The sequence below is a fragment of the Bradyrhizobium sp. genome (genome assembly GCF_047605465.1).
GTDB lineage: Bacteria > Pseudomonadota > Alphaproteobacteria > Rhizobiales > Xanthobacteraceae > Bradyrhizobium.
The window spans coordinates 1-16,251 of the sequence record NZ_JASGFS010000015.1; the positions used below are offsets into that span (position 1 = coordinate 1).

Below are 16,251 nucleotides of genomic sequence, written 5' to 3' on the forward strand. Positions count from 1 at the left end.
GCGGTCCGCCGGTGCGCCGAGCCACTCGGCGGCGGGCGAGGCGCGCACGCCGGCGGCCCAGATCCTCGTCTTGGCGTCGAGCCGCGTGCCGCCGAAGACAACGCCGTCGCGGTCGATCTCGGTGACGGCCTGGCCCAGCACGACCTCGACGCCGATCCTTTCCAGCGAGGCCTGCGCATAGGCCGAGAGGTCGTCGGGAAACCCGGCCAGCACGCGCGGACCGGCCTCGATCAGCACCACGCGCGCCTTGTGCGTGTCGATGTTGCGGAAATCGCCGGGGAGGGTGTGATGCGCAAGCTCGGCGATGGTGCCGGCGAGTTCGACCCCGGTGGGGCCGGCGCCGACGATGACGAAGGTCAACCGCGCGGCACGTCGCGCGGGGTCGGTCTCGCGCTCGGCGCGCTCGAACGCCACCAGGATGTGCCGGCGCAGCGTGGTCGCGTCCTCCAGCGTCTTCAGGCCGGGTGCGAACTGCTCCCACTCGTCATGGCCGAAATAGGCGTGCCGCGCGCCGGTCGCGAGCACCAGCGTGTCGTATGGCACCTCGCTGCCGTCGTCGATCAGCACGCACCGCCTGACGGTATCGACACCGCTCACGGTCGCGAACAGCGTCGTCACCTCGTTGCGGTCGCGCATGAGGTGGCGGACCGGCCAGGCGATCTCGCTGGTCGCCAGCGACGCGGTCGCGACCTGATAGAGCAGCGGCTGGAACAGGTGATGGTTGCGGCGATCGATCAGCGTGATCGCGACCGGGCAGCCTGCGAGCCGGTGGGCCGTCTCGAGCCCGCCGAAACCGGCTCCGACGATGACGACGCGATGGAGTGTCGTGGTCATGGACATTCCCCTGGCCTTCGATTCGATCTCTCCGGTCATTTAAGTGCGGAAAGTGGCGCGCGGTCCAATAGCCGTCATCAATCGAGGAATAGGCAGGGTGTATCGAAGCCCGCGAAAAAGCGCCGCAGCCTTCGTCGAAGTGAGTAGAATTATATTTCTTGCCATTCCCGATTGGGGCGAAATATGGTGCAGGGGCAGACGCTGAGCCATTGGCGGCTCGATGAATTTTGCGCTTGATAGAGACAGACCCGGCAGCGGCGATCACCGCGTTGCCGGGATCAATAATGTTTAAGGAAGGGAGTGGTTATGAGGACGGCATTCTGGCTGGCGGGCGCAGCGGCGCTCGCGCTGGCAAGCCCGGCATTCGCCGGCGACACCATCAAGATCGGTTTCGTCTCGACCTTCAGCGGCCCGACTGCCGTGATCGGCAACGACATGCGCAATTCCTTCGAGCTCGCACTCGACCATCTCGGGCGCAAGATGGACGGCAAGCCGGTCGAAGTGATCTACGAGGACGACGGCCAGAAGCCCGATGTCGGCAAGCAGAAGACCGAGAAGCTGGTACAGTCCGACAAGGTCGACTTCATCGTCGGCTACATCTGGTCGAACGTGTTCCTGGCCTCGCTCAAGACCGCCGTGGACTCGCAGACCTTCATGATCTCGGCCAATGCCGGCCCGTCGCAGGTCGCCGGTGAGCTCTGCAGCCCCTACGTGTTCTCGACCTCCTGGCAGAACGACCAGACGCCCGCCGCCATGGGCCTCTACATGAACCAGAAGGGCGTCAAGAGCGTCTTCCTGATCGGGCCGAACTACGCCGCCGGCAAGGACATGCTCGCCGGCCTGAAGAGCACCTTCAAGGGCGAGATCAAGGGCGAGGAATACACGGTCTGGCCGAGCCAGCTCGATTTCTCCGCCGAACTCTCCAAGGCGCGCGCCTCGGGCGCTGAGTCGATCTTCGTGTTCTATCCCGGCGCCGCCGGCGTGCAGTTCCTCAATCAATATGCGCAGGCCGGCCTGAAGAGCACGATGCCGCTCTACACCGCCTTCACCGTCGACGAACTTTCACTGCCGCTGCAGAAGGAGAACGCGCTCGGCGTTCCCGGCGCGCAGGAATGGGTCAACGACCTCCCCAACGAGCAGAACAAGCGCTTCGTCGCCGACTACCGCAAGAAGTACACCGGCCTGCGTCCGACCTATTACGGCGCGCAAGCCTATGACGCGGCCCAGCTCATCAACAGCGCGGTGGTCGCGGTGAAGGGCGACACCAGCAAGAAGGACGCGATGAAAGCCGAGATGGAGAAGGCCAACTTCAAGTCGCTGCGCGGCGCCTTCAAGTTCGGCAACAACCACGTGCCGGTGCAGAGCTTCTACCTGCAGGACGTGGTCAAGGACGCCGAAGGTCAGCTCTCTCTGAAGACGGTCGCCACCATTGTCGAGAACGACCAGGACCGCTTCCACGACAAGTGCCCGATGAAGTGAGGGCTTGAGGAGCCACGACGCTTGCTGCCCCTTCTCCCCCTCTGGGAGAAGGTGGCGCGAAGCGCCGGCTGAGGGGGCTGTCTCCGCGAAGCAACCTCTGTCGAGTCTGCGGACATGGACCCCTCGCTTGTCTCGCCGCTTTACGGCGGCGAGCCACACTCTCCCCCAAGGCGAGAGGATGAAACCCTCACACCCGCGGCATGCTCGCGGGTCGCACCTCGCGGGCCTGCGCTGCGAGCCTGATACCGGCATTGGCCGCGCCGAAACCCTGATAATTCCTGCGCTCGACGATCTCAAAGAAGAATCGTTCGTCGAAGATGTGCGTGTAGACCTGGAAGAACTCGCCGTCGCCCTCGCGGTCGTAGAGGATGTGGTTAGCGCGGAGCCGTGCCATCAGTTCGGGCGCCAGATCGTATTTGGCTTCGATGTCGTCGTAGTAATTGTCGGGAATATCCAGGAATCCCGCGCCGCGCTTCCGCATCTCCGCGACCGCCGCGAAGATGTCCGGGCACGCGAACGCGACGTGCTGCACGCCGGAGCCGAAGAACTCCGAGATGAAACGCGCCGGCAGCGTACGGTTGGCGGAGGAGCCGTTGAGCACGAAGCGCAGGCTCTGGTCGGCGTTGACGATGGCCTGGCTCTGCACGAGCCCCCTGGGATCGGCGATCTCCATCTGCGGCAACCGCTCGAGGTCGAGAATGCCGGTGTAGAACAAGAGCCAGGACAGCATCTCGTCATAGGGCATCGACTGCGCGATGTGATCGACGGCGAGCAGGGCGTCCGTATGCGCTTCGTCCGGAACCCGTTCGAAATCGGTGTCCCAGTTCTTGCCGGCCTGATCGAGGAAATACAGAAGGCTGCCGCCGACGCCGTGGATCGCCGGGATTTCCAGTTCGCCCGGCCCGACCGGCTGGTAGAACGTGCGCGCCTTCAGCGCCTCGGCGCGCTGCATGGCGAGGCCGGCATCGTCGACGTCGAGCGCGATCGCGCAGACACCGGGACCGTGCGTGACATAGTGGGAATGCGCAAAGCCGTCGGTCTCGCTGTTGATCACGAGTTCGACCTTGCCTTGCGACCAGCGCTCCACCGCCTTGCTGCGATGCTTGCCGGTCTTGCGGAAGCCGAGTTGCGCGAACAGATGGGCAAGCTCGCCCGCCTTGGTCTCGTTGACGGCGAATTCGATGAAGCCCGTGCCATGGCTTTTGGCCTTCGGTGCCAGCGGCTCGCCGGCGAGCCTGGGCCAATCCGGCGCGAGTTGGTCCTCCAGCAGGATCAGCGAGCGCAGGCCGTCGATCGCGGTCTGGGTGGCCGAGCCCGCGCGGAACTGGTCGTTGAAGATCTCCAGCGACAGCGGCCCGGCATAGCCCGTTGCCGCGATCGCGGCCATGAACTCGCGGATCGGCAGGTCGCCCTGGCCGGGGAAGGAGCGGAAGTGCCGGCTCCAGGAGAGGATGTCGAGTTCGAGCCTTGGCGCGTCGGCAAGCTGCACCAGGAAGATCTTGTCGCCGGGGATCGAGGCCATGGCGCGGGTCGGAAATCCCGGTGCCAGCGCGTGAAAGCTGTCGAGGATGACGCCGATCGCGGGATGATCGGCGCGCCGCACGATCTCCCAGGCGTCGCGGTAGTCGTTGACGTGGAGTCCCCAGGCCAGAGCCTCGAAGCCGACGCGCAAGCCGCGCCTGGCCGCGCGTTCGCCGAGTTCGCGGAAATCGTCCGCGGCGCGGTCGATGCCGCCGAGCGAAGCCGGCGATACGTTGGAGCAGATCAGCAGCAGGTCGGTCCCGAGCTCCTGCATCAGGTCGAACTTCCGTTCGGCGCGCGCGAAATTGCGCGTGCGCTGCGGCTCCGGCATGCCCTCGAAATCGCGGAACGGCTGGAACGCGCAGATGCCGAGATCGAGATCGCGGCAGAACTTCGCGATGTCGCGCGGGCCCGCGCCGAACGACAACAGATCGTTCTCGAAGATCTCGACCGCATCGAACCCGGCCGATGCGATGGCGCGGAGCTTCTCGTCGAGAGCCCCCGAAACGGACACGGTCGCAATAGAGCGCTTGTTCATGCTGCGTTGTCCTCCATGGTGCCACCGAGGAAAAGCTGGCCGATGCGGGGGTCGTTCAGGATGCGCTCCGCCTTGTCGACCATGCGGGTCTGGCCGAGTTCGAGCACGATGCCGATGTCGGAAATCTCCAGCGCCGAGCGGGCGTTCTGCTCGATCATCAGGATCGTGACGCCGCGGTCGCGCAGGCTCTTGAGGATGTCGAAGGTCTGCTGCACCATCAGCGGCGACAGGCCGATCGAGGGTTCGTCGACCAGGACGAGTTTCGGCTCGAGCAGAAGCGAGCGGGCGATCTCGAGCTGCTTCTGTTCGCCGCCCGACAGCGTGGAGGCCTGCTGCGCCGACTTGCGGCGCAGTGCGGGAAACAGGTCGAGCGCGGCCTCGATCCGCCTGGGCAGATCGATATCCTTGCCGGCCGCGACGCCGCCGAGTTCGATATTGTGACGCACCGACAGCTCGGGAAAGATGTTGCGGCCCTGCGGCACGTAGCAGATGCCGGCGTTGAGCAATGCGCGCTGGTTCAGATGGGTGACGTCGTTGCCGGCGAAGCCGACCTTGCCCTCGCGCAGCTTCAGCAAGCCGAAGATCGCCTTGAACACGGTGGATTTGCCGGCACCGTTCGGGCCGATGATGGTGGTGATGGTGGCCTGCGGCACGCTGAAGGTCGTGCCGTTCAGGATCGTCATCTTGCCGTAGCCGCCGACGAGATTGTGAACCGAGAGGATGGGATCGCTCATGGCCGCCTCCTCAATGCCCGAGATAGGCTTCGATCACGGCGGGGTTCCGGCGGATCTCGTCCGGCCGTCCCATCGCCAGCACTTTGCCTTCCGCCATCACCATCACGCGCGAGCAAAGCGACATCACGAACTCCATGTTGTGTTCGATCACGACGAAGGTCGCGTTCCTCTCGCGGTTGATCGCCACCAGCCGCTCCTTCAGGTCGGCGAGCATCGACGGGTTGACGCCGCCCGCCGGCTCGTCGAGCAGCACCAGCCGCGGTCCGCCCATGAAAGCCATCGCGGCATCGAGCAGCTTCTGCTGGCCGTAGGAGAGACCGCCGGCCGGTTCGGCGGCGAGATGATCGAGCTTGAAGAAGCCGATCATCTGGTCGGCGCTGTCCGTCAACCCGGCATCGGAGCGGCCGATCAGGCGGGCGGCCATGTTGCCCTGGTGCTCCTGGCCCGCCAGGATCAGGTTCTCGCGCACCGAGAGCTTCGGGAAGACCTGCAGGAGCTGGAAGGTGCGGCTGACCCCGAGCTTGTTGAGTTCGGAGGGGCGCAGGCCGGTGACGACCTTGCCGTCGAGCCTGACCTCGCCGCCTGACGGTGTGAGCTGGCCGAGAATGCAGTTGAACAAGGTCGACTTGCCGCAGCCGTTAGGTCCGATCAGGCCGAGGATCTCGCCCTCGCGCACGTCGAAGGAGACGCCATCGACCGCGGTGATCCCGCCGAAGCTCTTCCTGATGTTCGCGACCTCGAGCACCGTGCTCATTGCGCGGTCTCCAGGCGGGATTTCGCGACGGCGCGCAGTGCGGAGGCGGACCTGGTCCGCCGTGCGGCCATGGCGCGGTCGAGGATTCCCAGGATGCCGGTCGGCGACCAGACCAGGAGCAGGATCACCGCGAGCGCGTAGAGCATCAGATAATAACCCTCGGTGAAGCGCAGCCATTCCGGCAGCAGGACCGCGATCATCGCTCCCAGGAAGGGGCCGAAATAGAAGCCGGCGCCGCCGACGATCACCATCATCAGGAGGTCGAGCGAGAGCGACAGGTTGAACGGCACCGGGTCGATATATTGCGTCAGTGGTGCATAGAGCGCGCCGGCGACGCCGCCGAGCGCCGAGCCGATCGCAAACGCCATCAGCGTGTAGCGCCGCGTATCGACCCCGAGCGATTGCGCGCGCAGGGGATTCTCGCGCAGTGCCATGAAGGCGCGGCCCCAGGGCGAGCGGATCAGCCACCACACCGCCAGGGACACGATCGCGAGGGTGCCGAGGCAGACGTAATAGAAGGGCAGCGGCTTGCTGGTCGCGATCCCCAGGATGTGCGGCCGCGGAATGTTGGAGATGCCGTAGATACCTCCGGTGAGCCAGCTTTCGTTGCGGAACACGAGGAAGGCCAGCGTCGAGAAGGCAAGGGTGACGAAGGCGAGGTAGTGGTGCTGCACGCGCAGCGCGGGATAGCCGAGCATCCAGCCGACGGCGAAGCTCAGCACGATGGCGGCCATGATCGCCGCCGGCAACGGCCAGCCATGACTGGTCATGATCGCCGATGCATAAGCGCCGATCCCAACGAACGCGCCCTGCGCCAGCGAGACCTGGCCGGCATAGCCGAGCGTCAAATTGAGCCCCATCGCGGCGATCGTCATCACCGCCCACTGGCTGAGGATGAACAGGCCGTAGCGGTTGAAGTTCATGGGGACGAGGATCAGCGCCGCGATCACGGCGAGCCCGAGCGCGATCTTCAGGGCTCTGCCGAGTCCGCTCATACCGTGCGCTCCTCGGCGCGGCCGAGCAGGCCCTGCGGCCGGAACAGGATGACGAGGATCAGGAAGACCAGCGGTACGGCCGCGCGATACTGGGTGGAGACGTAGGCGGCCGCGAGATTGTCGAGCACGCCGATCAGGAGGCCGCCGGCGATCGCGCCGCGCACCTGGTTGAAGCCTCCGACGATCGCCGCGATGAAGGCGGCCTGGCCGAGCACTTCTCCGCTGGAGAACTTGGCCAGATAGATCGGCGTGATCAGCAGCGAGGCCAACGCGACCAGCACGGCGTTGATCAGGAAGGTCAGCAGGATCATCCGCTCGACCGGCACGCCGATGATGCGCGCAACGGTCGGGTTCTGTGCCGCAGCCTGCATCTGGTGTCCGAGCGAGGTGCGATTCAGGAGCGTGGTCAGGCCGGTGACGGCGAGGATCGCGACGACGAGAACGCCGATGCTTTGCAGCGAGACGGCGTGTCCGAGAACGGAGACGTCGCCGGTCGGCACGATCGAAGGGAAGGGGGAAGCCTCGGCGCTGAAGAACTGCTTCACCGCTTCCTTGATGCCGATCGCCAGCGCCATGGTCGCGATCGCGAGCGGCAGCACGCCATGGCGCATCATCGGATCGACCAGCAGCATCTTGAAGCCGAGACCGAGCAGGATCATCGACAGCAGGATGCCGAGAACGATCGCCAGCCAGAACGGCGCGCCGGCATGCATCGTCGCGAGCATCAGGAACGCGGGTAGCATCACGAACTCGCCCTGCGCGAAGTTGATGGTCTGCGAGGTCTGCCACAACAGCGTGAAGCCGACCGCGACCAGCGCGTAGATGGCGCCGGTAGCAAGTCCCGCGATCAGAAGATCGAACAGATTGGACATGTTCCTCTCTCGCCGCGCCTTCTCGTCCCGCTCCTTTATCCCCCTCGCCCCGTTTGCGGAGAGAGGGGTGGGGTGAGGAGGAGTCTCCGCGAGGACGATGGCAATCCGTTTCGCGGAGGGGCCCCTCACCCGCCAGGCTTCGCGTGTCGCCTCTCGCCGCAGGCGGGGAGAGGCGAAGAAGCCCTCACTTCAATTTCGGCAACACCTGCTTCACCATCTGCTTGCCTTCGACCACTTCGACCAGGAAGCTCTGGCGATCGATGTCGCCGTTCTGGTCGAAGGTGACGTCCATCAGGATGCCCGGCTCGTCGGCCGCCTTGATGGTCAGGCCGTGCAGCGTGTCGGCGAACGCCTTCGGGTCGACCTTGCCCATCTTCTCGGTCGTGGCCTTCACCATGTAGACGGCGAGATAGCCCTTCAGGCCGTTATGGTCCGGCACGTAGTTGTATTTCTTGGCGAAGCGGTCACGGAAACCCTTGATCAGGTCGACCGGCGCGTCCGTGGTGAGGCCGACATGGCCGCGCGCGCCGTTGGCGGCATCGCCGGCCAGCTCGATCACCTTCTGGCCGATCAGCGTGGTCTCGCCCATCAGTGGTGCGGTGACGCCCTGGCGCTTCAGCTCCTTCAGGATGCGCGCGCTCTCTTCCTCGTTCAGGTAGACGAACACGGCATCGGGATTGGCGGCCTTGATCTTGCCGACGTCGGCGGCGAAATCGGCTTGGCCCGCTTCGGTAGAGAGGTCGGCGACCACCTTGGAGCCGAGGTGGTCGAGTTCCTTGATGATGACGTCGCGCCCGCCGCGGCCGAAATCATTGTTGACCCAGACCACCGCGACCGATTTCGCCTTCATGTCGTCGTGGATGTATCTCGCCACCTTCGGCATCGACGATTGCTGACCGAAGGAGGTGCGGAACGTGTACTTGTTGCCGGCCTGCGTCAGCTCGGCGGCCTCACCACCCATGATCTGCGCGATGCCGGCTTCGGCGGCGAGCGGTGCGGTGACCTTGACCGAGCCGGAATAGCCGGGGCCGAGCAGCACATAGGGTTCGGCGTCGAGCGCCTTCTGCACCTGCGCGCGCGCAACGCCAGGGTTGGATTGCGAGTCGGCATGGGTGACTTCGAGCTTGCGGCCGAGCACGCCGCCCTTGGCATTGATCTCCTCGATGGCGAGGTCGATGCCGTTCTTCCAGTTGGTGCCGACGGTGGCGCCGCCGCCCGAGAGTTCGGCGACATCGGCGAGCTTGATCGCCTGCGCATGGACGCCGGTTGCCGCAGCGAAGGCAAGCAGGGCGCCCGCCAATAGTGTGGACTTCATCTCATTCCTCCCTTGGTGTTTTCTGCTTTTTGGACGGCCTTGTGTGCGGCCGCTTGGGTCAGGCTGCCGTGTAGGTCGCGCTTCGCTCCGCCATCACGCCATCAAATGCCTCTCCCATGACATCCGTCGATGGTGCAAGGCCGGTGAACAATTCGAAGGCGTCGGCCGCCTGATAGATCGCAAGCTCCCGTCCGGTCATGATCCGCGCGCCCTCGGCCTCTGCTGCCGCCAGCATCGGTGTGATCAACGGCGAGTAGACGGCATCCGCAACCCAGAGCTTGTCGTGCAGCAGCGCCGCCGGAACGGGCATGCCCCGGTTCGGCAGCATGCCGACCGGCGTGCCGTTGACGAGGCCGGTGGCGCGGTCGAGCGCATCCTCGGCGCTTGCGGTGACCCGAGCCCCCGCCACGGTCAGCAGGCCGGCGAGCCGCTCGGCGCGCGCGGGCTCGCTGTCGAAGATGCGGATGTCCGCGACCTTCAGGTTCGCCAGCGCGAATGCGATCGCCTTGCCGACACCGCCGGCGCCGATCACGGCAACGGCGTTGCCGGACGGTGCCAGCAACGGCGCCACCGCGCGGGCAAAGCCGGTCGTGTCCGTGTTGTGGCCGATCAGACGGTCGTCCCTGACCACGACGGTGTTCACCGCGCCCATCGCAGCAGCACCCGGCGCCAGCTCGTCGAGCAGGGGGACGACCGCTTCCTTGTAGGGATAGGTGACGTTGACGCCGGCGAAGCCGAGCCGCCTTACGCCCTCCAGCATCAGGCGGAGCGCGTCCGCATCGGCGCCGGCGACCTCGATGAGCTGATAGTGGCCGCGCAGGCCGAGCGCCGCGGCGGCGCTCTCGTGCATGGCGGGCGAAGCGGAATGGGCGATCGGCGCACCGATCAGTCCGGTGAGGAGCTTCTTGCTGGTGGCGGATCCGCGCTTGGACATGGTGTGCGATCGTCTCGTGAGGAGCGTTTATCCCGGTCCACTCGCGGGTGGTCAACGTAATTCCAGGCGCGACGATAGCCGTTCTCCGGCCTAACACAATTATTCATTTATCCGGCAAACCTAACATGATGTTATTTTCGCCGGCGCCCGCGAGATGGCGTGCCCTTGCCGTTGGCGTGGGATGGCTCGACCGCGCGCATCTCGGCGCGCAGCGCCTCGATGAATGACTCGGCATGGAGCGACAGTGGCGCGCCGCGCTTGACCGCGATGTAGGTATCGAACCTCGTCGGCTCGGTGATCTTCAGGAGCTCGATGCCGGAATAGCCGCCGTGAGCCACCGTGAACTGGTCGATGACGGCGACGCCGAGGCCCGCCTTCACGAGCGCGCAGACCGTGGTTCCGAAGCGAGCGCGGATGGTGATGTCGTAGTCGAGGCGATTGCGCGCGAAGATCTCCGCCATGATCCGTCCGTAAGGATCGTTGGCATCGATGCCGATCAGCGGATAGCGGGTGATCTCGGCGGCGGACACCTGCTTGCGCCCTGCCAGTTCATGGCCGGGCGGCACGATGCAGTACAATTCACCGGAGGCGAGCGGCATGAAATCGAGCCCGGAATGCTCGATGCGATAGCTCGTCGCGACGCACTCGCCGCGTCCGAGCATGAGATAGTCGATGGCCTCCTCGAGCTTGAGGATGTTGATGTCGATGCCGAGATCCGGATAGCGGCGCCGGACGCGTTCGATCGCGCGCGGCACCATCACCTGTGCAATGCTCGGGACCGAGCCGATGCGCAGTTCGGAGAGGCCGCCGCGCCCGATCTTGGAGATGGTTTCGGCGAGATCATCGACCTTCTTGTAGACGCCGTTGATCTGCTCGAAGATGTTCTCGGCTTCCGGGGTCGGGAAGTAGCGCCCGTTCTGGCGCTGGAAGAAGCGGATGCCGAGCGAACGCTCGGTATATTTGACGAGCCGGCTGATGCCGGGCGCCGACACGTTGAGCAGCTTCGCCGCGCCGGCAATGGTACCCGTCACCATCACGGCACGGATCACCTCGACCTGGCGTAGTGTCATCATGTTCCGGGCATCCGCGGACAATCGTGGGGGCGATCATCCCAGAGAGCCGCGATGACAGCCAGCGGCAAGTGGCCGTGCCGACATTGGCGGTCAAGATCGACCGGGCGTCGCTCGCGTCCTAGCCCGCCGGCCCCTCCGGCGAAGCGCTCTCGCTGGGTTTCGCGCGCTCGCTGTCCAGCACCTCGCGCGCGAACTCGACGATCCTCTTCTTGTTTGCCGCTTCGCGGACGGCGAAAAACACGCGGTTGAGTTCGAGGCCGAGCACGCTGTTGAGGGCGATGTTCTCGTCTTCCATCGTGGTTTCCCCGCTTCAGACGTCATAGGTGTATCCGTCCCTCACTTCCTCCACAAGTAGATCGCGTCGGGAGGGCGGGTTGCATGGCGGAACCACGGAAGCGGCCGGCGAATTGAGGCCGCGCCCGAAGACGTGCTATAGGGAACAGTGAGGGTCAGGAAACGCACCGATGTCCGCCGTGGATTATGGCCGGGAAGCGCTGGACTTCATCGAGGGGCTGGGAACCCACACCAGTGTTCCCGACGCCATGGACGCGCTCGCAACTGCGTTCGGCCGTTACGGCTTCGAGCACATCATCGTGACCGGCCTGCCCAATCCCGATCAGCGCTTCGCGCAGATGGTGCTGGCCAAACGCTGGCCGGTGGAGTGGTTCAACCTCTATACGGAAAAGAGTTACGACCGCGTCGATCCCGTGATCCGCATGTGTCGGCACACGGTCAATCCATTCGAATGGTCGGAAGCCCCCTATGACGCCGAACTCGAACTCGGTGCGCTGGAGGTGATGCGGCGCGCCGCCGATTTCCGCATGTCTCACGGCTTCGTCGTTCCGATCCACGGATTGACCGGCTACGAGGCCGGCGTGTCGCTCGGCGGCGTCCACCTCGATCTCAATGCGCGCAGCAAGCCGGCGCTGCATCTGATGGCGATGTACGGCTTCGATCACATTCGCCGCCTGCTTGCCCCGCCGCAGCATCCGTCGGCGCGCCTCACCCCGCGCGAGCGCGAGGTGATTGCCTGGGCCTCCCAGGGCAAGTCGGCCTGGGAGATCGGCGAGATCCTCCACATCACACAGCGCACCGCCGAAGAGCATCTCGCAACTGCGGCGCGCAAGCTCGGTGCCGTCAACCGGACGCACGCGGTCGCGCTCGCGATCCGCCAGAGAATCATCAATCCCTGAGACCGCCGCCTACTGGGAAATTTCCCAATAGTCGTCTCCGCCGTTTTCCGTGAGGCTTTCCCCGTCTCAACAATGGGGGAGTCCATGATTCATGTGATTTCTGCCGCCAACCGGCACCTCTACGAAGACGTCATCGAGCGGCATTTCCGGGTGCGCCACGAGATTTTCGTCGAGGAGCGGAAATGGGAGGCGCTGCGCAGGCCCGATGGTTGCGACATCGATGCCTACGACAATGAAGACGCGATCTACCTGCTTGCGCTCGAAAATCGCCGCGTGCTCGGTGGCTCCCGCCTGTATCCGACCACCAAGCCGACGATGATGAGCGAGGTCTTCCCGCATCTGGCGGCGGTGCGAGGCTGTCCCGTCGGCGCCCTCGTCTGGGAATGGTCGCGGTTCTTCGTGGCACGCGAACGCCGCGACGGCGCGCTTAATCTGCAATTGATGGCGGCGGCGCAGGAGTTCTGCCTCGATCAGGGGATCGAACGTCTCTGCCTCGTCATGGAGACGTGGTGGCTGCCGCGCTTCCAGGACATCGGATTCGTCGTCACGCCGCTGGGATTACCGGCGCTGATCGAGAACTCCTGGACGATGGCCGCGACCATCGAGATTCGTCAGCAATCACTCGACGTCGTGCGCGACCGGATCGGCATGGCGAGCGTCGTTCACCAGGACGGTCCGCGGATCGATTGCATTGCTCGTGCCCACACCTGCGGCCTTGCGGCCGCGCAACGAAAGACGGCTTGAGATGTCGAACATGATGCGAGACAGCCAGATCATGGCTCAGACCAAGGACGAGAATCTCGGCTACATGTCGGACATGGCGCTCGAACTGGCGCAGATGGCGGAAGACGACGGGCTGGCGACGCTCGCCTATCTGTTCCGGATGGCGGCGCTGGAAGCCTCGACGGCCAACGGCATGCGCGCCGAGCCCGGTGTCTACCCCCGGCAGATGACGTCGCATTAGACATCTCCCCGGCAGGCGGGCACCGGCCCGCGCGCCGAACGCGACGAGGCGGGAGGGCTCGCCCCTGAAGTGCCGCTTCCATCGGAAAGGAAGCTGCGCGCCTCGCCTTGGATCCGACGACGTGTGCACCCTCTCCCGGCCGCGGGGGAGGGTGATCGTTTGGGTGCGTCAGCTTGCCCCATCAGGTACGGCAGCCTTCTTGCAGGGATAGGCACGTTGCAGGAAGCGCGTCGCGCGGAGGGCGCGACCGCATCCACCGAGATGCAACAAAGTGCATGTCTGGCGTCAAATCGCTCTTGCCTCGGAACGATACTGCCATTACCCATTTTTCTGCCTTGAAGAGGCAGGGGGAGCTCTTTCACTGATGGCGACCGTGTTCGAACATCGGCGCGATTCCGCGTGCGCCTGAAAGAGTTTTGATGCTGCTCGTCGTCGAACAATTCCTGAACGGGTTGCAGTTCGGCCTGCTCCTGTTCCTGCTCGCGGCCGGCCTGACGCTGGTGTTCGGGATCATGGATCTCGTCAACCTCGCGCATGGCTCGCTCTACATGATGGGCGCCTATTTCGCGGCCACGTTCGCGGCCTGGACCGGCAGTTTCCTGCTCGGCGCACTGCTGGCGCTCGGCGCCACGTTGGTGCTCGGCATCGTGCTCGAGATGAGCGCGCTGCGGCATCTCTACGGGCGCGACCATCTCGACCACGTGCTCGCGACCTTCGGGCTGATCCTGTTCTTCAATGAGGCCGTGCGGCTGATCTGGGGGCCGGCGGGGCTGGCGCTGCCGCTGCCGGCCTGGCTCACGGTGCCGGTGCCGATCCTGCCCGGCATTCACTATCCCGCCTATCGCCTGGCCATCATCGTGGTCGCGCTGCTGGTGGCGCTGCTGCTCTATCTCGGCGTGATGCGCACCCGTATCGGCATGCTGATCCGGGCCGGCGCCTCCAACCGCGAGATGATCGGCGCGCTCGGCATCAACATCAAGCTGCTCTATACGCTCGTCTTCGGCCTCGGCGCCGCTCTCGCGGGGCTCGCAGGGCTGATGCAGGCGCCGATCCTCACCGTGCAGATCGGCATGGGCGAGAACATCCTGATCCTGGCCTTCGTCATCATCGTGATCGGCGGCATCGGCTCGATCCGCGGCGCATTCCTGGCCGCGATCTTCGTCGGCATGATCGACACGCTCGGCCGCGCCTTCCTGCCCAATCTGCTGCGGCAGGTGCTGAGCGGCGCAGCCGCCTCCACCGCCGCGCCCGCACTGTCCTCCATGCTGATCTACCTGCTGATGGCGATCGTGCTGGTGGTCCGGCCGGAGGGGCTGTTTCCGGCCAACCGTCGATGAAGGCTTTCACTGTGAGCAAGGCCGTCACGGCCCTGATGCTGGCGGGCCTCGTGCTGCTGCCGCTCTATTCGCAGCTGTCGGGAAACATCTTCATCCTGACGCTGTTCACCCGCATCGTCATCCTGGCGCTGGCGGCGACGAGCCTGAACCTCATCATGGGCTATGGCGGCATGATGAGCTTCGGCCACGCCGCCTATCTCGGCATCGGCGGTTACGCGGTCGGCATCCTCGCGCAGGAAGGCTTCGGCTCCGGCTTTATCCAGTTTCCGGTCGCGCTCGCGGCGTCGGCGATCTACGCGCTGGTGATCGGCGCGCTCAGTTTGCGCACCCGCGGCGTCTATTTCATCATGATCACGCTCGCCTTCGCGCAGATGGCCTATTACGTCGCCTCGGGACTGGCGCGATATGGCGGCGACGACGGCCTCACCGTCTACAAGCGCAGCGACTTCTCCGGGCTGATCAACCTGTCGAACCGCACGCAGTTCTATTATCTCTGCCTCGCCTGCCTGCTCGGCGTGATCGCCCTGATCTGGCGCATCGCCAATTCGCGATTCGGCCTGGTGGTGCAGGGCCTGCGCTCGAACGAGCAGCGCATGCAGGCGATCGGCTTTCCCGCCAAGCGATACCAGCTCGTCTGCTTCGTCATTTCCGGCACCATGTGCGGGCTCGCCGGCGCACTGCTCGCCAACAACACCGATTTCGTCAGTCCGGCGGTGATGTACTGGACCCGCTCCGGCGATCTCATGGTGATGGTGATCCTCGGCGGCATGGGCACGCTGTTCGGCCCGGTGATGGGCGCGGTGGTCTATCTGCTGCTGGAGGAATTCCTGTCGCAGATCACCGAATATTGGGCGCTGATCATGGGCCCGCTGCTGCTGCTGATCGTGCTGTTCGGCCGTGGCGGCATCATGGGCCTGCTCGGGAGGCTTGGCCGTGGCTGAACCGCTGCTCCGGGTCGAAAAGCTCGTGCGCCGTTTCGGCGGCATCACCGCGACGGACAACGTCTCGCTCGACGTCGCGAGCGGTGAGCTGCACGCCATCATCGGGCCGAACGGCGCCGGCAAGACCACGCTGATCAGCCAGCTCACCGGGCATCTCGCGCCGCATGCCGGCACCGTCTCGCTCGCAGGGCGCGACATCACCTATCTGCCGGCCTATCGCCGCTGCGCGCTGGGCCTCGCCCGCTCGTTCCAGATCACCTCGCTGCTGCTCGATTTCACCGCGGCCGACAACGTCGCGCTGGCGGCGCAGGCTCATGCCGGCACGTCGTTCCGCTTCTTCGCCAACGCACGCCGGGAAAAAGGCCTGCGCGATGCCGCGCATGCCGCGCTCGATCGCGTCGGCCTCGCGGAGCGCGCCGACGTCGTGGTGAACCGGCTCAGCCACGGCGAACGCCGCGAGCTCGAGCTTGCGGTCGCGCTCGCGAGCAAGCCGAAACTGCTGCTGCTCGACGAGCCGATGGCGGGCCTCGGCGTCACCGAATCCCAGCGCATGGTCAAGCTGCTTCAGGAGCTCCGCAAGGAGGTCTCGATCGTGCTGGTCGAGCACGACATGCCGGCGGTGTTCGCGCTCGCCGACCGCATCACGGTGCTGGTCTACGGCCGCGTCATCGCCTCCGGAGATCCGGCCGCGATCCGCGGCAACGAAGAGGTCAAGCGCGCTTATCTCGGCGACCAGCATGTGGTGACGCGCCATGGCTGACAAGATG

General features: G+C 65.3%; 17 protein-coding genes. 7 read left to right on the plus strand and 10 right to left on the minus strand.

Going from position 1 to position 16,251, the window contains the following annotated elements:
• A partial coding sequence (locus QM712_RS14680) for an NAD(P)/FAD-dependent oxidoreductase (RefSeq protein ID WP_415023832.1) occupies positions 1-834 on the minus strand: 834 nt, incomplete at its 3' end.
• Positions 835-1,140: 306 nt separating this feature from the next.
• Here QM712_RS14680 and QM712_RS14685 point away from each other — a divergent pair.
• Positions 1,141-2,313: an ABC transporter substrate-binding protein gene (locus QM712_RS14685; protein WP_415023833.1), complete on the plus strand. Its 1,173-nt coding sequence runs from the start codon at positions 1,141-1,143 to the stop codon at positions 2,311-2,313.
• A gap of 187 nt (positions 2,314-2,500) precedes the next feature.
• On the opposite strand, the gene QM712_RS14690 is transcribed toward QM712_RS14685, so the two are convergent.
• The 9 genes from QM712_RS14690 to QM712_RS14730 form a co-directional block, all read right to left on the minus strand.
• Positions 2,501-4,372 carry a bifunctional sugar phosphate isomerase/epimerase/4-hydroxyphenylpyruvate dioxygenase family protein gene (locus QM712_RS14690; protein ID WP_415023834.1) on the minus strand — a complete coding sequence of 624 codons (1,872 nt, stop codon included), beginning with the start codon at positions 4,370-4,372 and terminating at the stop codon, positions 2,501-2,503.
• Positions 4,369-5,106, minus strand: a complete 738-nt coding sequence (locus QM712_RS14695; RefSeq protein WP_415023835.1) for an ABC transporter ATP-binding protein — start codon at positions 5,104-5,106, stop codon at positions 4,369-4,371. The genes QM712_RS14690 and QM712_RS14695 overlap by 4 nt, the downstream gene beginning before the upstream one ends.
• A gap of 10 nt (positions 5,107-5,116) precedes the next feature.
• Positions 5,117-5,860: an ABC transporter ATP-binding protein gene (locus QM712_RS14700; RefSeq protein ID WP_415023836.1), complete on the minus strand. Its 744-nt coding sequence runs from the start codon at positions 5,858-5,860 to the stop codon at positions 5,117-5,119.
• Positions 5,857-6,855, minus strand: coding sequence for a branched-chain amino acid ABC transporter permease (locus tag QM712_RS14705; protein WP_415023837.1), 999 nt, complete (start codon positions 6,853-6,855; stop codon positions 5,857-5,859). The genes QM712_RS14700 and QM712_RS14705 overlap by 4 nt, the downstream gene beginning before the upstream one ends.
• Positions 6,852-7,727, minus strand: coding sequence for a branched-chain amino acid ABC transporter permease (locus tag QM712_RS14710; protein WP_415023838.1), 876 nt, complete (start codon positions 7,725-7,727; stop codon positions 6,852-6,854). The genes QM712_RS14705 and QM712_RS14710 overlap by 4 nt, the downstream gene beginning before the upstream one ends.
• 184 nt (positions 7,728-7,911) lie before the next feature.
• Complete coding sequence (locus QM712_RS14715) at positions 7,912-9,042, minus strand: ABC transporter substrate-binding protein (protein ID WP_415023839.1); 1,131 nt, start codon at positions 9,040-9,042, stop codon at positions 7,912-7,914.
• Positions 9,043-9,100: 58 nt separating this feature from the next.
• Positions 9,101-9,976 (minus strand): shikimate dehydrogenase, encoded by an 876-nt coding sequence (locus QM712_RS14720; protein ID WP_415023840.1) that lies wholly within the window; start codon positions 9,974-9,976, stop codon positions 9,101-9,103.
• Positions 9,977-10,107: 131 nt separating this feature from the next.
• Positions 10,108-11,049: a LysR family transcriptional regulator gene (locus QM712_RS14725; protein WP_415023841.1), complete on the minus strand. Its 942-nt coding sequence runs from the start codon at positions 11,047-11,049 to the stop codon at positions 10,108-10,110.
• A gap of 118 nt (positions 11,050-11,167) precedes the next feature.
• Positions 11,168-11,344: a hypothetical protein gene (locus QM712_RS14730; protein ID WP_415023842.1), complete on the minus strand. Its 177-nt coding sequence runs from the start codon at positions 11,342-11,344 to the stop codon at positions 11,168-11,170.
• 169 nt (positions 11,345-11,513) lie between these two features.
• On the opposite strand from QM712_RS14730, the gene QM712_RS14735 reads away from it, so the two are divergent.
• From QM712_RS14735 to QM712_RS14760, 6 genes are all read left to right on the plus strand, one after another.
• On the plus strand, positions 11,514-12,242 hold the full coding sequence (locus tag QM712_RS14735) for a helix-turn-helix transcriptional regulator (protein WP_415023843.1): 729 nt from the start codon (positions 11,514-11,516) through the stop codon (positions 12,240-12,242).
• A gap of 84 nt (positions 12,243-12,326) precedes the next feature.
• Entirely contained in the window at positions 12,327-12,986 is a 660-nt protein-coding gene (locus QM712_RS14740; protein WP_415023844.1) for an acyl-homoserine-lactone synthase, read from the plus strand.
• A 1-nt stretch (position 12,987) separates the two neighbouring features.
• Entirely contained in the window at positions 12,988-13,206 is a 219-nt protein-coding gene (locus QM712_RS14745) for a hypothetical protein (protein WP_415023845.1), read from the plus strand.
• Positions 13,207-13,625: 419 nt separating this feature from the next.
• Complete coding sequence (locus QM712_RS14750) at positions 13,626-14,543, plus strand: branched-chain amino acid ABC transporter permease (protein WP_008143427.1); 918 nt, start codon at positions 13,626-13,628, stop codon at positions 14,541-14,543.
• A complete protein-coding gene (locus tag QM712_RS14755) occupies positions 14,540-15,484 on the plus strand; it encodes a branched-chain amino acid ABC transporter permease (RefSeq protein ID WP_415023846.1) in 945 nt (314 codons plus the stop codon). The genes QM712_RS14750 and QM712_RS14755 overlap by 4 nt, the downstream gene beginning before the upstream one ends.
• Complete coding sequence (locus QM712_RS14760; protein WP_415023847.1) at positions 15,477-16,244, plus strand: ABC transporter ATP-binding protein; 768 nt, start codon at positions 15,477-15,479, stop codon at positions 16,242-16,244. The genes QM712_RS14755 and QM712_RS14760 overlap by 8 nt, the downstream gene beginning before the upstream one ends.
• Positions 16,245-16,251: the final 7 nt, after the last annotated feature.

What these genes read in the sequence shown, in the direction of transcription:
- QM712_RS14690 (WP_415023834.1), bottom strand. Translation starts at nt 4,372, where the DNA reads ATGAACAAGCGCTCTATTGCGACCGTGTCCGTTTCGGGGGCTCTCGAC.
- QM712_RS14710 (WP_415023838.1), bottom strand. Translation starts at nt 7,727, where the DNA reads ATGTCCAATCTGTTCGATCTTCTGATCGCGGGACTTGCTACCGGCGCC.
- QM712_RS14735 (WP_415023843.1), top strand. Translation starts at nt 11,514, where the DNA reads ATGTCCGCCGTGGATTATGGCCGGGAAGCGCTGGACTTCATCGAGGGG.
- QM712_RS14750 (WP_008143427.1), top strand. Translation starts at nt 13,626, where the DNA reads ATGCTGCTCGTCGTCGAACAATTCCTGAACGGGTTGCAGTTCGGCCTG.
- QM712_RS14685 (WP_415023833.1), top strand. Translation starts at nt 1,141, where the DNA reads ATGAGGACGGCATTCTGGCTGGCGGGCGCAGCGGCGCTCGCGCTGGCA.
- QM712_RS14755 (WP_415023846.1), top strand. Translation starts at nt 14,540, where the DNA reads ATGAAGGCTTTCACTGTGAGCAAGGCCGTCACGGCCCTGATGCTGGCG.
- QM712_RS14720 (WP_415023840.1), bottom strand. Translation starts at nt 9,976, where the DNA reads ATGTCCAAGCGCGGATCCGCCACCAGCAAGAAGCTCCTCACCGGACTG.
- QM712_RS14700 (WP_415023836.1), bottom strand. Translation starts at nt 5,860, where the DNA reads ATGAGCACGGTGCTCGAGGTCGCGAACATCAGGAAGAGCTTCGGCGGG.
- QM712_RS14705 (WP_415023837.1), bottom strand. Translation starts at nt 6,855, where the DNA reads ATGAGCGGACTCGGCAGAGCCCTGAAGATCGCGCTCGGGCTCGCCGTG.
- QM712_RS14740 (WP_415023844.1), top strand. Translation starts at nt 12,327, where the DNA reads ATGATTCATGTGATTTCTGCCGCCAACCGGCACCTCTACGAAGACGTC.
- QM712_RS14695 (WP_415023835.1), bottom strand. Translation starts at nt 5,106, where the DNA reads ATGAGCGATCCCATCCTCTCGGTTCACAATCTCGTCGGCGGCTACGGC.
- QM712_RS14745 (WP_415023845.1), top strand. Translation starts at nt 12,988, where the DNA reads ATGTCGAACATGATGCGAGACAGCCAGATCATGGCTCAGACCAAGGAC.
- QM712_RS14715 (WP_415023839.1), bottom strand. Translation starts at nt 9,042, where the DNA reads ATGAAGTCCACACTATTGGCGGGCGCCCTGCTTGCCTTCGCTGCGGCA.
- QM712_RS14725 (WP_415023841.1), bottom strand. Translation starts at nt 11,049, where the DNA reads ATGATGACACTACGCCAGGTCGAGGTGATCCGTGCCGTGATGGTGACG.
- QM712_RS14730 (WP_415023842.1), bottom strand. Translation starts at nt 11,344, where the DNA reads ATGGAAGACGAGAACATCGCCCTCAACAGCGTGCTCGGCCTCGAACTC.